This window comes from Psychrobacter sp. TB15, from assembly GCF_000511655.1.
In the GTDB taxonomy this organism is placed as follows: Bacteria; Pseudomonadota; Gammaproteobacteria; order Pseudomonadales; family Moraxellaceae; genus Psychrobacter; species Psychrobacter submarinus.
Map to the genome: position 1 here is coordinate 70070 of NZ_AYXN01000023.1, position 13561 is coordinate 83630.

The 13561-nt window shown below is 44.5% G+C and carries 14 protein-coding genes; 3 read left to right on the forward strand and 11 right to left on the reverse strand.

Annotated features, from left to right (window positions below; all coding sequences use genetic code 11):
• Positions 1-58 precede the first annotated feature (58 nt).
• Positions 59-553 (reverse strand): cupin domain-containing protein, encoded by a 495-nt coding sequence (locus tag W234_RS0105025; RefSeq protein WP_025645346.1) that lies wholly within the window; start codon positions 551-553, stop codon positions 59-61.
• Positions 554-920: 367 nt separating this feature from the next.
• On the opposite strand from W234_RS0105025, the gene guaA reads away from it, so the two are divergent.
• Positions 921-2531 (forward strand): glutamine-hydrolyzing GMP synthase, encoded by a 1611-nt coding sequence (gene guaA / locus W234_RS0105030; protein WP_025645348.1) that lies wholly within the window; start codon positions 921-923, stop codon positions 2529-2531.
• 60 nt (positions 2532-2591) lie between these two features.
• Here the strand turns inward: guaA and W234_RS0105035 are convergent, their stop codons facing one another.
• The 7 genes from W234_RS0105035 to W234_RS0105065 form a co-directional block, all read right to left on the reverse strand.
• Complete coding sequence (locus tag W234_RS0105035) at positions 2592-3398, reverse strand: hypothetical protein (protein WP_025645350.1); 807 nt, start codon at positions 3396-3398, stop codon at positions 2592-2594.
• A gap of 8 nt (positions 3399-3406) precedes the next feature.
• Positions 3407-3937, reverse strand: coding sequence for a hypothetical protein (locus W234_RS0105040; protein WP_025645352.1), 531 nt, complete (start codon positions 3935-3937; stop codon positions 3407-3409).
• Positions 3934-4725 carry a TIGR04255 family protein gene (locus W234_RS0105045; protein ID WP_025645354.1) on the reverse strand — a complete coding sequence of 264 codons (792 nt, stop codon included), beginning with the start codon at positions 4723-4725 and terminating at the stop codon, positions 3934-3936. Before W234_RS0105045 ends, W234_RS0105040 begins: the two co-directional genes overlap by 4 nt.
• 174 nt (positions 4726-4899) lie before the next feature.
• Positions 4900-5919 carry an oxidoreductase gene (locus tag W234_RS0105050; protein ID WP_025645356.1) on the reverse strand — a complete coding sequence of 340 codons (1020 nt, stop codon included), beginning with the start codon at positions 5917-5919 and terminating at the stop codon, positions 4900-4902.
• A 42-nt stretch (positions 5920-5961) separates the two neighbouring features.
• Positions 5962-6942: a zinc-binding dehydrogenase gene (locus W234_RS0105055; protein WP_025645358.1), complete on the reverse strand. Its 981-nt coding sequence runs from the start codon at positions 6940-6942 to the stop codon at positions 5962-5964.
• Positions 6943-7265: 323 nt separating this feature from the next.
• Entirely contained in the window at positions 7266-8243 is a 978-nt protein-coding gene (locus W234_RS0105060; protein ID WP_025645361.1) for a zinc-binding dehydrogenase, read from the reverse strand.
• 221 nt (positions 8244-8464) lie between these two features.
• Positions 8465-8689 (reverse strand): DUF2798 domain-containing protein, encoded by a 225-nt coding sequence (locus tag W234_RS0105065; RefSeq protein ID WP_025645363.1) that lies wholly within the window; start codon positions 8687-8689, stop codon positions 8465-8467.
• Between the two features lie 175 nt (positions 8690-8864).
• On the opposite strand from W234_RS0105065, the gene W234_RS0105070 reads away from it, so the two are divergent.
• Entirely contained in the window at positions 8865-9593 is a 729-nt protein-coding gene (locus W234_RS0105070) for an aspartate/glutamate racemase family protein (RefSeq protein WP_025645364.1), read from the forward strand.
• A 57-nt stretch (positions 9594-9650) separates the two neighbouring features.
• Here the strand turns inward: W234_RS0105070 and W234_RS14485 are convergent, their stop codons facing one another.
• Positions 9651-9809, reverse strand: coding sequence for a hypothetical protein (locus W234_RS14485; RefSeq protein ID WP_156923954.1), 159 nt, complete (start codon positions 9807-9809; stop codon positions 9651-9653).
• Positions 9810-10115: 306 nt separating this feature from the next.
• Between W234_RS14485 and W234_RS0105080 the strand changes: the two genes are divergently transcribed.
• Positions 10116-11060, forward strand: coding sequence for an alpha/beta hydrolase (locus W234_RS0105080; RefSeq protein WP_025645366.1), 945 nt, complete (start codon positions 10116-10118; stop codon positions 11058-11060).
• 715 nt (positions 11061-11775) lie between these two features.
• On the opposite strand, the gene W234_RS0105085 is transcribed toward W234_RS0105080, so the two are convergent.
• Together W234_RS0105085 and W234_RS0105090 are read right to left on the reverse strand one after the other, a co-directional pair.
• Positions 11776-12324: an acyl-CoA thioesterase gene (locus W234_RS0105085; RefSeq protein ID WP_025645368.1), complete on the reverse strand. Its 549-nt coding sequence runs from the start codon at positions 12322-12324 to the stop codon at positions 11776-11778.
• A 40-nt stretch (positions 12325-12364) separates the two neighbouring features.
• On the reverse strand, positions 12365-13411 hold the full coding sequence (locus W234_RS0105090) for a YheT family hydrolase (RefSeq protein WP_025645369.1): 1047 nt from the start codon (positions 13409-13411) through the stop codon (positions 12365-12367).
• Positions 13412-13561: the final 150 nt, after the last annotated feature.

Genomic DNA, 13561 nt, shown 5'->3' on the forward strand with positions numbered 1-13561 from the left:
AAAAACTATTGTTTATAAGTTATAACTAGACATGCCCTTTTTGTGTTTGGATAACCCTTTAAACTTTACCCAAATCTTCTAAATCGACAAATTCCTTTTCTCCATGGATCTTGTACATTCTACGTTTGATGTCTGGATAGTTGGTGATATCAATCGGCGGTCTGCTTCCGCCCATAAGGTAGGTGACGTCGCTATCGCTATCATTACGCATCGAATGCGCTGCACCGTACGCTGGAAAACCAACAAAATCGCCAGCACTTAAAGGATAAGTCTTATCGCCATAGCGCAGTGATAGCTCGCCTGATAATACGTAGATAAACTCATCTGACTCTTCATGATAGTGGTGCTGGGTGGTTTCATCGCCCGGCTCAACGCGTACTAAATGTAAGCCAAAGGCGTTTAGTCCAACAATATCGCTTAGAGATACCGTATGACGAATGGCGTTGTCGTTAAACTGATGCACGTGCTTGGTTTCAGGAATCGCGGCGATATCGGACTTAGTTAGGATATAGTCTTTTGGATCGTCGAATTTGGGCTTGGGTAGGCTAGTCATGGTTTATCTCCGTTATTTTTTCAGACTTAAGCTTATATAGTCAATATGAAATAAAATCGATACGTTAATAATACCGTGCTACTGGTACAAATTTTCCTTGCTTGCGGTGCGCTTCGCACTTTTTGATGCTACGCAACTGTTATTCAAAACAAGTATTCCAGTAGCACGGTATCGGTTTTAAAGTGAATTAACTATAGTAGCGAATATTTTTTGACTTTATGTAGTTAATTGGGTAGGTACGCTTATGATTTATTTGCAGATGAAACGCTTTTGTTTATTTACCTAATCCACGTTATCTAGTCGCCCATGATTGGCTTAAACTTGTTAAAATAGGCTAATAATTTTACTTATTGATGGATATCGATTTATGACCACTGCCGCTGCTATCCCTACTATCAAAGAAGATCGTATTCTTATTCTTGATTTTGGCTCGCAATATAGCCAGCTCATCGCTCGCCGTGTGCGCGATTCTGGCGTGTTTTGTGAGATGTTCCCTTATGATATCGACAGCGACCGTATCAAAGATTTTGGTGCCAAAGGTGTCATCCTATCGGGCGGCCCTGAGAGTGTGCATGCGGACAATAGCCCACGTATCAATGACGCTGTGTTTGAGCTTGGTGTACCAGTACTTGGCATTTGCTACGGTATGCAGGCGATGGCAGATCGTTTTGGCGGTAAGGTACATGCCAGTGATATCCATGAATTTGGCGCGGCGACCATTAACGTCAATGGTCATTCAAAGCTTACTGATGGCATCGAAGATAGCGTCAGTGAAGACAAATCGACCACGCTAAACGTCTGGATGAGCCATGGCGACAAGGTCATCGAAGCGCCACAAGGCTTTGATATCATCGCCAGCACACCAAGCTGCCCGATTGCCATTATGGCCAATGACGACAAGCAATACTATGGTCTCCAGTTCCATCCCGAAGTCACTCATACCCTACAAGGTCAGGCGCTGCTAGGCCGCTTTGTGCATCAAATCTGCGACTGTGCTGGTGAGTGGACGCCGGACAATATCATCGATATGCGCGTGGCGCAGCTCAAAGAGCAAATCGGTGACAAGCAAGTACTGCTCGGTCTCTCAGGCGGAGTCGATAGCTCAGTGGTTGCCGCGCTACTGCATAAAGCCATTGGCGATCAGCTCACTTGTGTGTTTGTCGATAATGGCCTCTTGCGCCTGCACGAAGGTGATCAAGTGATGCAAGTGTTTGCCGAAAACATGGGCGTCAAAGTCATCCGTGTCGATGCTGAAGACTTGTTCCTAGACGCTCTAGCAGGCGAGTCTGACCCTGAAGCCAAACGTAAAATCATCGGTAAAACCTTTATTGATGTGTTTGCCAATAGTGCCCGCGAAATCAGCGCACAAAGCGATGGCAAAACCATTGAGTTCCTAGCACAAGGGACGATTTACCCTGACGTGATTGAGTCCGCCAAATCGCACCAAGGTAAGGCGCACGTGATTAAGAGCCACCATAACGTTGGTGGTCTACCTGATGACTTGGCGTTTGAACTCGTTGAGCCATTACGCGATCTATTTAAAGATGAAGTGCGTAAACTGGGTATCACGCTTGGCCTACCAGAGAAGATGATTTACCGTCATCCGTTCCCAGGCCCAGGTCTAGGCGTGCGAATCCTTGGCGAAGTGAAAAAAGAATATGCTGATATCCTGCGCCTTGCCGATGCGATCTTTATGCAGGAGCTTGAGCGTTCGGGCTGGTATGACAAAACCGCGCAGGCCTTTGCGGTATTCCAACCGATCAAGTCTGTTGGCGTGGTCGGTGATGGCCGCCGCTATGCGTGGGTGATTGCGCTACGTGCGGTTGAGACCGTGGACTTTATGACCGCGCGCTTTGCCCATCTGCCGTATGATTTGATTGAGACAGTATCGAATCGCATCATGAATGAAATCGCTGATGTCTCACGCGTGACGTATGATGTATCGAGCAAGCCGCCTGCGACGATTGAGTGGGAATAATCTCTACTCAGTACTTAGCTGACGTAAAAAAACACCCAACTAAGTTGAGTGTTTTTTGTTTTAAATTTCTGTGTCAGGTGGTAAAGGGTTATTTTCTTCGTACGAAAGATATTCAAAATTGATACGTTGATATTGACGTAGGGTTCCTACAGAAACTTGAAATTCAGTAACTACTTTAGGAACAGAGACGTCCATTCCAGCATCTTCCAATATATCAGCATAGTCATTAAGTGCATCAGTAGCAGAAGTAATAGACTGATCATTAGAAGCTATACCTAACAAGTTCACTGAATAAGTTTCATCATCATTGATCTCTCGATTTGGATAAATCTCAACATATATACCAGTTAAATATTCATTAGCTCGCTTAGCAATCTTTTTTCTTTTACCTTTCTTATCAGAAGACGCGATTAGCTGATCGAATTTAGTAGGTAATGCTGGTCTTTTATAACGACCAGCTAGCCAATCAATATACTGATTTAGGTTCCCTTCTAAAAAGTTAATTGAAGAATCAGGTTTAAATTCTTCAAGAAGTGACTTTTTTATTTGAATTTTTTCGTGAGCTTTTAGCTCTAAAATAACCTTCTCATCAGAGCTGTTTGAGTTGGCTTCTATATGCAATATTCTAGGATGACGATTATGGCTATACTGTTTATTAAACGCTTCAGCTGATAAAGGCCGGACAATAGAGAGCTCGATGTATTCTTCTTGCGAGGAGGCAACGTCGCATGATTGCGAGGCAACAACCAACAAGTTGTTAGCAGATATAGTGAACGTACTATCTATGTCACCTATTAGCTTTGCAACTGATTCAGGTTTGACAAAGCTGCCTTGTCGCCATCCTAATGCTTCGAGTATACGCTGCATTTAAACCTCTAAATCAAACCTAATTCAGGCGTCAGTGATTGATGAGCAAGACGTCGACCTGCAAAAATTATTTTTTCTCTATCAAGCTTTTCGTCTGTCAACATTTGCATCACGCTAGTAGAACCTAGGATAGGGGTAAACAGCTTTTCTTTATCAGTAGGAAGCTTATTATAACTCCAGTCTTCTGCGATAACGCTTAACTCAAACACTCTTTGTCTATCTTTTTCTTTACTAATCCCTTGCTTCTCCCAGTTGTACAGTGTTTTTCTTGAGACACCAACAAGGTTAGCAAGCTCTTCATCACTCAAATCAAAATACTCTTTTATTGTCGAAAGCTGAGACTGGCGAGTATTGTACTTAACATTAATACTTGATCCGCTTGCTTGGCTCATTTTGTCAATTATATAACGACTGTTATCGTAACTGGTTGATTTCTTAAAAGCATAGGCTGGAGTAGTGGCAAGAATAGAAGCGCCTATAAAAGCGGTAGTAATGTTCTTATTTATCCAGCTATTTGCTCCATAACTGTTTTGTCTCATTTCCATGCCTCCTTGGCTTGTTCTGTTGTTACATTCCAAAATGCTTTTCGACTGATTTTATGCATGTTTGATAGCTTACTAAGTATTAATCCTTTATTAAAATCTAGTGGACCGGACTCTTCTTCCTGAGCATTCCATACATGGTCGATATCCAATAGTAGTCTTTTGACAGGCTTATCAGAAGATTTTTCTATTGCAATGGGTAAATTCTCTGCATCAGGCCAAACTAAAACTTTATCCTCACCGTATATCGAACGAATAAAAATAGCCCCTTCTGTGGTTCTCCATAAAGTTTCATTAGTCTGTCTTAGTAAGCTCCCTGACAGTTTTAAATCATCGTTGTTGTATAGTCTAGGCTGAACAAAATCTTCTATTGAGCCTTTGCCTTCAATGTTAAAAATGGTATCACTATAACGTAAGCCAAGACCTAAACATAGGCTTGGGTTAATAACATCTATAATAGTTTGTAATAAGAAATCACAGTTCTCTTCAAATCCATTAAAGCGTTCATATTCACTAGTCATAAACAATAAACGATTCTGGTTAACCGAAGCTGCGGTATGACTATTTTTAGAGATAAACTCCCAGTTGGCTTGAGCCTCTAAGCTTATACCGTTAGGCGACACCGTAATTTCTTGGGTCTCAGTGTTTCTTAGAATTGGTAGCTTATTTCTCAAAGCATCTTGAATCTTAGGTATGTATTCCTTTATACCTAGTATAGGAGAAAATCTAAATTCTGCTAATACAAAGACCAAAGGTTGATTTGATAACTTTTTATAGTCACACATGTTGAACTCTCAGTAAGCTGATAAGTCTATTTAAAGTTATTATATAATACACACTATGTGTAATTAGTTGTGTAATTAGTTGTGTAATTTTTGGAAAACAGTTGAGAATTCCAAAAAAAGCAGCACCCCAAAAGAGCACTGCCATTATCTAAAAACCATCTTCTAAACCAAACCCTAACCCCGAACATTCACCACATAACGTCCCACTGCTTTACCATCAATAAAGCGGTCTAGGTATTCTGGGGTTTGCTCAAGGGTGTTTTCTTCCGCGTATTGCTCCAGATTGGGTAGTTTCATGTCCGTTGCCACGCGCTGCCAAATCGCTTTTTTGTCCTCAAGTGGAATAAATACCGAGTCGATACCCAGTAGCGATACCGCACGCGTGATAAACGGCAACACGGTCATCGAAAATGATGCTGATGCTGCAAGGCCACAGGTCGTCACTGCGCCACCTGGTTTGGTTTGCTTGAGTAGGTTGGCAAGATAGTCACCGCCGACGGTATCGATGGCATTGGCCCATAGCGGACGGCCAACAGGGCGATTGCCGACTTCATTGATGGTGTCACGATGGCGCACTTCGGTGGCGCCCAACTCTTTCAAGTGTTCGCTTTGCTCAGGCTTACCAGAGAAGGCGATAGACTCGTAGCCCAGCTGCGAGAGGATAGCGATACTGATAGTGCCCACACCGCCTGTCGCGCCTGATACGGCAACGGGGCCATCGCTTGGTTTTGCGCCCATTTTTTCCAGCTTTTGGATGCTTAGCGCCGCCGTTAGGCCGCCTGTACCATAGATCATCGCTTCTTTTAGGCTAAGCGCTTCAGGGCAAGGCAATGCCCAGTCGGCAGGGATGGCAATCATTTGCCCAAGACCACCTGCGGTGTTCATACCTAAATCATAGCCGAATACCACGACTTCTTGACCTTCGCTAAAAGTGCCTGACTTGTCGCTGACCACCACGCCTGCCGCGTCAATACCAGGGGTGTGCGGATAGTTTTTGGTGATGCTCTTGTTGCCTGAGGCCGACATGGCATCTTTATAGTTGAGCGAGGAGTAATGTACTTCGATCAATAGATCATTGTCAGGCAGGTCGCTGACGTGGCGTTCTTGAATGTTTTTTGCGAACGTGCCTTCGCTGGTTTCTTCGACCACTAAGGCTTTAAAGGTTTTATTATCAGAGTTTGTTTGATTGGACATAATATTATTCCTCTTTTGGTAAATAAACTTTACGGCGATACATTAAGGCTTAATGAGTATCTTACCTTTTTTGTCTAATTGCACCTCATCAGAGACCGCTTTTTGGATATCGTTTAAATCGTAAACACCGCCAGTCGGTAGTTTTAGAGTGCCATTAGCGGCATTTTCGATTAGCTCACCAGTTAAGCGCTGCATATCTTCTTTACTGAAGGTTTGCATCATATCGCTCGCCCAAAAGCCTTTAACTTGCGCCAAATTAAAAATCAGATTGCTAGGATTCAGCATCAGCGGTTTACCTGACATTGCGCCGAGTGACGCCATGACGCCATGTTTACCCAGCATTGATACTAGCTCGCCGCCTGGCTGACCACCAACGGCATCGACTGCGCCGCTAATTTGAGCATCGCCAACGATTTTTTTGACTTGCTCTTTCCAGTCGTCATTATCAGTCACGACGTTGTTGTCAGTGATACCTAAATCGATCAGCTCTTGCTCAGATTTTTTGCTGCGTACTAGATTAATGGTATTGATTTTACGAGTAGGAGCGAGCATCGCCATCGATTCACCGACCGCGCCATTGGCAGCGTTTTGGATGATCCATTGCCCCGGCTTGATGTTTAAAAACTCAATGAGCAACAGCGCGCTCATCGGCATAGCGATTAATTGAGCGGCCATCTCATCATCGATAGCGTCTGGTATCGGGATTAGGCTTGAAACTGGGGCGATAAAATACTCCGCCCACGTGCCTTGTACGCCTGAGACTACGACGCGCTGACCTTTTTCAAAGCCTGTAACCTCACTGCCTAAAGCATCAATAGTCCCTACCGCCTCACTACCGCCTGTCGCAGGCAGTTTAGGTTTATTACCGTACTCGCCTTTGATGGTAACAAGGTCGTGATTATGAATGGAAGATAAGATGGTTTTGATACGGACTTCGTTGTCTTTGGGCTCTGGAGTCGGGCTGTCACTCACGCCAAGCACGTCAGATGGTTTGCCAAATTCGTTATAAGTTGCAGTGCGCATAGAAGTATCCTTTTTATTATTTATCAGTTTTAGCACTTAAAGAGATTATTGAGTACTCAAAGAAATTAAGTTTAACAATTTGCTTTTTATAAACGATAACAACTCAGACTAAGCGTTCTCAACTTGATTTTGGTTACTTAACGTTGTGGCTGACTTAGAATTGTAAGGGAGTCGAGATTAAGCATAAGGCTTTCTTAACGAGTGCTACTTTTGCACCAGAATTAACATTCTGCATAAAAAAACAGCGCTTCTATCATAAGAAGCACTGTTTTGAGTGAACTGTTAAAGGACTTTAGATCAGGTAATTTACGCGTAGCAAATTCTTATGGCTTTAACAGCACCTTACCATTTTTACCTGATTGTAGTTTGCCATCGACGGCCTTTGTGATATCTGCCAAATCAAACACAGCCTCCACAGGCAGATGGAGCTTGCCACTGGTCGCGCGTTCGATTAGCTCATCGATTAAGCGCTGTTTATTATCCACGCTCATCTCTTGGCTGATTTTACTGCCCCAAAATCCTTTTACGATGGCTTGTTTAAAGATAAGATGCGTCGGATTGAGCGTCATGGGCTGGCCTGACATGATGCCAAAGGACGCCAAAGTGCCACCATGACCGAGCAGTGATAATAAGTCGCCACTGGCGTCGCCGCCGACTGAATCGACCGCTGCGCTGATTTTATCCTCGCCAAGGATGGCTTTGACTTGCTCTTTCCAGTCCTCATTATCAGTGCTGATGTTATTTTCTGCGCCGATTGCTTCTAGCTCTTTTATGGCATCGCTGCTACGGACCACATTGATAGTGTTGACGCCGCGCGCCGCTGCTAGCATCGCAAGCGATTTACCGACTGCGCCGTTCGCCGCGTTATGGATAATCCATTGTCCGCTCTTGGCTTCTAAGAACTCCAGCAGCATCAAGGCACTAAGCGGCATAGCGATCAGCTGCGCGGCCATCTCATCATCCAAGCTCTCAGGGATGGCAAACACCATATCCTCATCAGCGACAAAATACTCCGCCCATGTCGCTTGCACGCTGGCCGCCGCCACGCGTTGCCCGACTTTGAGATTTTTAACCTCGCTACCCACAGCATCGACTACGCCGACCGCCTCGGAACCTGCGATAGCAGGCATCTCTGGCTTAAAGCCATACTGACCGCGAATGGTTAACAGATCATGGTTGTGGATAGAGGCGAGCACGGTTTTTACGCGCACCTCGGTAGGCTTAGGTTCTGGGATAGGGCGATCGCCTAGGCTCAATACTTCGGTTGGTTTGCCAAATTCGTTATAAGTTGCGCTGCGCATAATATATTCCTTGATTTATGGAGGTATTATTTATAAAAGTACTATTTATAAAAGTACTATTCATCGTTAAGTTGTGAGCCACAGTAACAAGCGCCACCTGTTTGACGCAATATTAATTTAGTTACTTATGGTGTTTTAGGCGTCAAGTTCTATGGTATAAAAAACACAATTTTAGTTTTTTGTTGTCGTCATATAAGCGCACAAGTATCCTCATTTATTGTTCAGTAAAACTCAATACGGCTCAGTACATGCTCTTGGATAAAATATGCGCAGAGATACGCACTTGGCCATGCAAAAACAAAGGCCAACCCCCAAGAGTGTAGCAGCTCGCCAAAAAAGCCATCGACCAAGCCGACCTTTACCAGTAATAGGGCAGTTGAGATAATAAGCGACATCATCATGGCCATTAGTCCAGTAAATACTAGGCGATATAGTTTGCGGCTCATACGTATTCTTAGTTTCGGTAGTGCCATAACGCATTTTTGTCCTAAAGGTTTTATAGAGAGCTATCATATAACCTATATGTAACTAGGTAAATTGGTTATTATCAAACACCAAGTTCTTTAAATGTTAACGATATCGATAGCATAAATAAACCAGACCAATCAATAAGAATAGACTATGAAAAGTAACGATAAGGCTAGACCACAACGTACATTAGGCATCATCGGTGGCATGAGTTGGGAGAGTACCGAGAGCTATTATCGACTGATCAATGAAGGGGTCAAGGCTGAGTTAGGTGGCCTGCATTCAGCGGACCTGCTTATTCATAGCTTAGACTTTGCGCCGATTGGTGAGCTGCAAGCAAAAGGCGAGTGGGCACAGATGGGCGCGATATTAGCGAGTAGCGGCAAACGTCTGCAAGCGGCTGGCGCGCAAGGCTTGCTTATTGCGACTAATACCATGCACAAGGTAGCTGATGAGGTACAGGAGGCCACAGGCTTACCGATTATTCATATTGCCGATACAACCGCTAGTGCGATTCAAGCGCACCGTTTGACCGAGATAGGTTTGCTCGGTACGCAGTTTACCATGACGCAGGGTTTTTATAAGCAGCGCCTGACAGATAGCGGTTTGCAAGTGGTGATACCTGAAGAAGACGCAAGGGTAGAGGTGCACCGAATTATCTATGAGGAGCTGTGCCAAGGGCAGTTATTGGATAGCTCAAGAGAATATTATCAAAGGGTCATTGAGCAGTTAGCTGATGCAGGCTGCGAGGGGGTGATTTTGGGCTGTACTGAGATTGGCATGCTGATTAAGCAAGCCGACAGCCCCATCCCTGTGTTTGATACCACCGCTATCCATGCGCGAGCTGCGGTAAGGTTTTTAGTGGATAAGGCAGTCGGCTAAATACTGCAAAGATAGCATAAAGCCTGCTGCGACCGTTTAGCCTTTATCGTAAGTTGGTTAATGGCTACCATGAACCTTTTTATGCACTTTGATGATACGGCGCAGCGGTAACCGTCTCCATGGTGTCGTTGGCAAGGCAAATAGCAGCATGGTTTTGGCGATAGATCCTTTGGTAAGGTCACGCGATTTACTGGAGGGCGTACTCGTGTCGCTCAAGGTGCATCCTTTTATGCCACTTTGATTGGGCTTTGATGAGTATCAGTTGGGTTTAATTAAGAATAGATAGTGAGCTTAGGGTTGTAGTTATAACCACTACTGCTATAAAACGCTCCTATTATAAATAACAATGCCTAAGCTATCTGGGCTAGAAAGGTAAACAAGAGCTAACGATAGTCTTGTATATGAACATAGAAGATAAGGTTTTGACTAGAAAGTTATAAATTAAAAAATCTAGGCACAAGTTTAGCGCTAAAATCAAAGTCAGATTTTGTTTCCACCTTAATTCTAAACAAGGATGCCTCCATGCTATTTAAACGCTTAGGCCTTGCCGCACTATTTAGTCTCTCTATCGTAGGCTGTACCACAGCGCCCAATACGCTTGCCGTTAACACTACCCAAAAAATCATTCAATATGAGCGCAATAAGTCTGATCTGGATGTCAAATCATTTACGCTAACTTCTGGCGACAAGTTAGTTTATGCCGAAAACGCCAACCTAACAGGCGAGCCCTTACTCCTTATTCACGGTTTTGGCGGTAATAAGGACAACTTCACCCGTATCGCTGACGAGTTAGAGGACTATCATCTGATCATTCCTGATCTGCTGGGTTTTGGCGAGTCGAGCAAACCTATGAGCGCAGACTATCGCTCACAGGCACAGGCCACGCGCTTACATGAGCTGTTGCAAGCTAAAGGATTAGCAAGCAATATTCACATCGGCGGTAACTCGATGGGCGGCGCGATCAGTGTCGCTTATGCCGCAAAGTACCCAAAAGACGTCAAGAGTCTGTGGCTTGTCGATAGCGCAGGGTTTTGGTCAGCAGGCGTGCCAAAATCGCTTGAGGGCGCAACCCTTGAGAACAACCCATTGCTGATCAATAGCAAAGAAGACTTCTATAAGATGTACGATTTTGTCATGTATAAGCCGCCTTATTTGCCCAAGTCAGTCAAAGCGGTATTCGCACAAGAGCGTATCAATAATAAGGAGTTGGACGCCAAAATCCTTGAGCAAATCGTCACCGATAGTGTCGAGGAGCGCGCTCAAATCATCGCGGACTATAATATTCCAACGCTCGTGGTTTGGGGTGAGAAGGATCAAGTCATCAAACCTGAAACGGTCAATGTGATCAAAGACATCATCCCGCAAGCGCAAGTCATTATGATGGAAGATATCGGTCACGTACCGATGATAGAGGCAGTAGAGCAAACGGCTGAGGATTATAAAGGGTTTCGGGAGGGGATTAAATAGTAGCTATTCCCGCTTTACGCTACTATCTTAGCTGCCACTGTGGCGGTGACTAATAGGCAGTCGTGCTCCTGTTGCCTCGATATGAGGAAGGAAACAGTAAGTGTCTGGGAGACACTTACCCTGACGCAAGAGAAAATCTATGATTTTCTGGAAAGCCAAGTCCCCGCAACACAGTGTGCAGCCAAGTATATCCGCTGCAATCGGGGCTAAACCGCTCTCCAAGTTCACCTAAAATTGCAGTGCAATTTTTTAACGGTGCTCAGGCTAAACTGCTTCCCATGTCAACCTCTACTACTTTTACAGAATTTGACTACAAGTTTGTAGTCAATATGTTTGACTACGGTTTTGTAGTTGAGTGTTCCAAACCGATATAATTAAACCTATAAACTTGAAAGAATTTAGAATCTCATGAACAAAATAACTCAAATCACTCGACGTCATATATTCGATGCTATGCAGGTAGAAGGTATTGATTGAGCTGGAAGATTAGATGAAACCGCGTTTTTGTCTAGACTATATGATTTAGAAGATATTCCGTCAACTGACAGCGAAACTCAATTTCACTGACCTCATTTAAGGCTAGCCTCTGACCCTTTTTGACTTGCGAAACAGCTTGTATAAGTGAGACGGTATGACGAATAAAGGGGTACATGGTCTGCTCTCAAAGCTTAAGGTAAAGGAGGATAAGGTAGTCAGAGACTTATCGTAGAGTATTTTAGTCCTTAGCCATCGGCGGCCAGCGATGATCCTTATTGGACGCTATCCACTCTTGCACCCACGGCTCAGGTGACATGACTAAATTAGGCTCACCTAACGCCTTTAACACTTTGGCGGTTTCAATGACTTTGCCGCCTTTGGTGACGCCCGTGCGTAATAGCACCGAGGAACAAGGTTTGCCTTTAACCCACATCGAATGCTCAAGATAGAGCCAGCGCTCATCTATACCGACGAGCTTCGTCTTGATGGTCACTTTATCAAACAGGCGGATACGCTTACGGTATTGAATGGTGCTGCCTGCCACTACCATACCCCAACGGTTCTTTAGCAGCTGCTTGGCAAGCCCCGTGCGAATGATAAAATCTGTACGGCCAATATCATAGACGGTCAATACACGGCCATTATTCATCTCAAACATTGGATCGATATCGGTAATACTACAGCGCACAGTGACTTCGCTGACCTGATCAAACGCTAACGGTTGAGCTTTTTTATTAGTGATAAACGCATCAACGATCGACTTAGTGTAACGCAAGTAAGGATACATAATAGAGTCTCAAAAGTTTAAGGATAGGTCAGTTGCGCAGTTATTTTGACTTGACGGTAGCGTCCACACCGATGGATTGAAAGTAGGCGCTGACGGTTTCGGGTAGCCAATTGATATCGAATCTGGATTTTTTATCACGGCCCTGAGCTTGCTTGCTATCCGAGCGATAGCGAATGTAGCCGACGTGCCCGCCGTGCTTGGTATCGATAATAGTGACGCAGTCGGAGACATCGTTCGCGGTGGCGGTAAAGCCCAAAAACGGATCGTCTTTGGCGCTAATCAACAATAAGGGTTTTTTGACATCGCGCAAGTAGGGCAGGGCTGAGGCGCTATGATAGTAGTCGTTGTTAGAGCGGTAGCCATGACGCGGCGCGGTAAAGATATCGTCAAAGTCGCTGATACGATTGACCGCTTTGATAGAGTCGATCTCCTCTTTGCTGATGTCGTTGGCAAGGGCTTTTTTAATAATTGGATTAAGCAAATAAGGCGTATAAATGCGATGACTCAAAAAGCTGTGCATACTCAGCGCCGCTGATGACATATCGACAGGGGCGGAGATAACAGCCGCGCCTTTGCAGAGCGCTTTCTCGCCGTATTCGCCCATGTATTTGGCTAAGGCATTACCACCCAGTGAGACGCCGACCGCATACATATTGGCGTATTTTTCGCTTAGGTTTTGCAGCATGTGGTGCACTTCGCCCGTATCACCCGCGTTATAAAACACCCGTCCACTAGCTGGAATACCACCACAGCTGCGGAAATGGGCGACGACAAAGTGCCACCCTTGCGCGTGCATCTGATAAGCCAAAGCGCGGGCATAATGGCTATCGCTACTGCCTTCCATACCGTGGAACAAAACGATTAATGGCGTTTGTTCAAGTTCACCATTTTCTAAGTTTTCTGAATGTTCTATAGGATGCGCATCATAGAAATCATAGGCAATATCACTCTCGTCCAAGGAATCTTTACGCACCACTCGTCTGTACTCGGGTGCTTTTGGCGCAAAAAACTTTGGCAGGATGCTTTGCAAGTGCGGATTAGTCAGCCAAAAAGGCGGTTTAAATGCGTTATAGGTAAAGGTCGTCATAGTAGGGTTTCTAAAGTTGTAAAATAAAAGTATAAATAGAAAATATGAGTGTGATTTAAATAGCTGGTTCCACGTGAAACAAAACAGCTCTATAAGACTGAGTCTATACATTGTTAATTTAACGAATTTATTATCATACTAAGCTCGCAG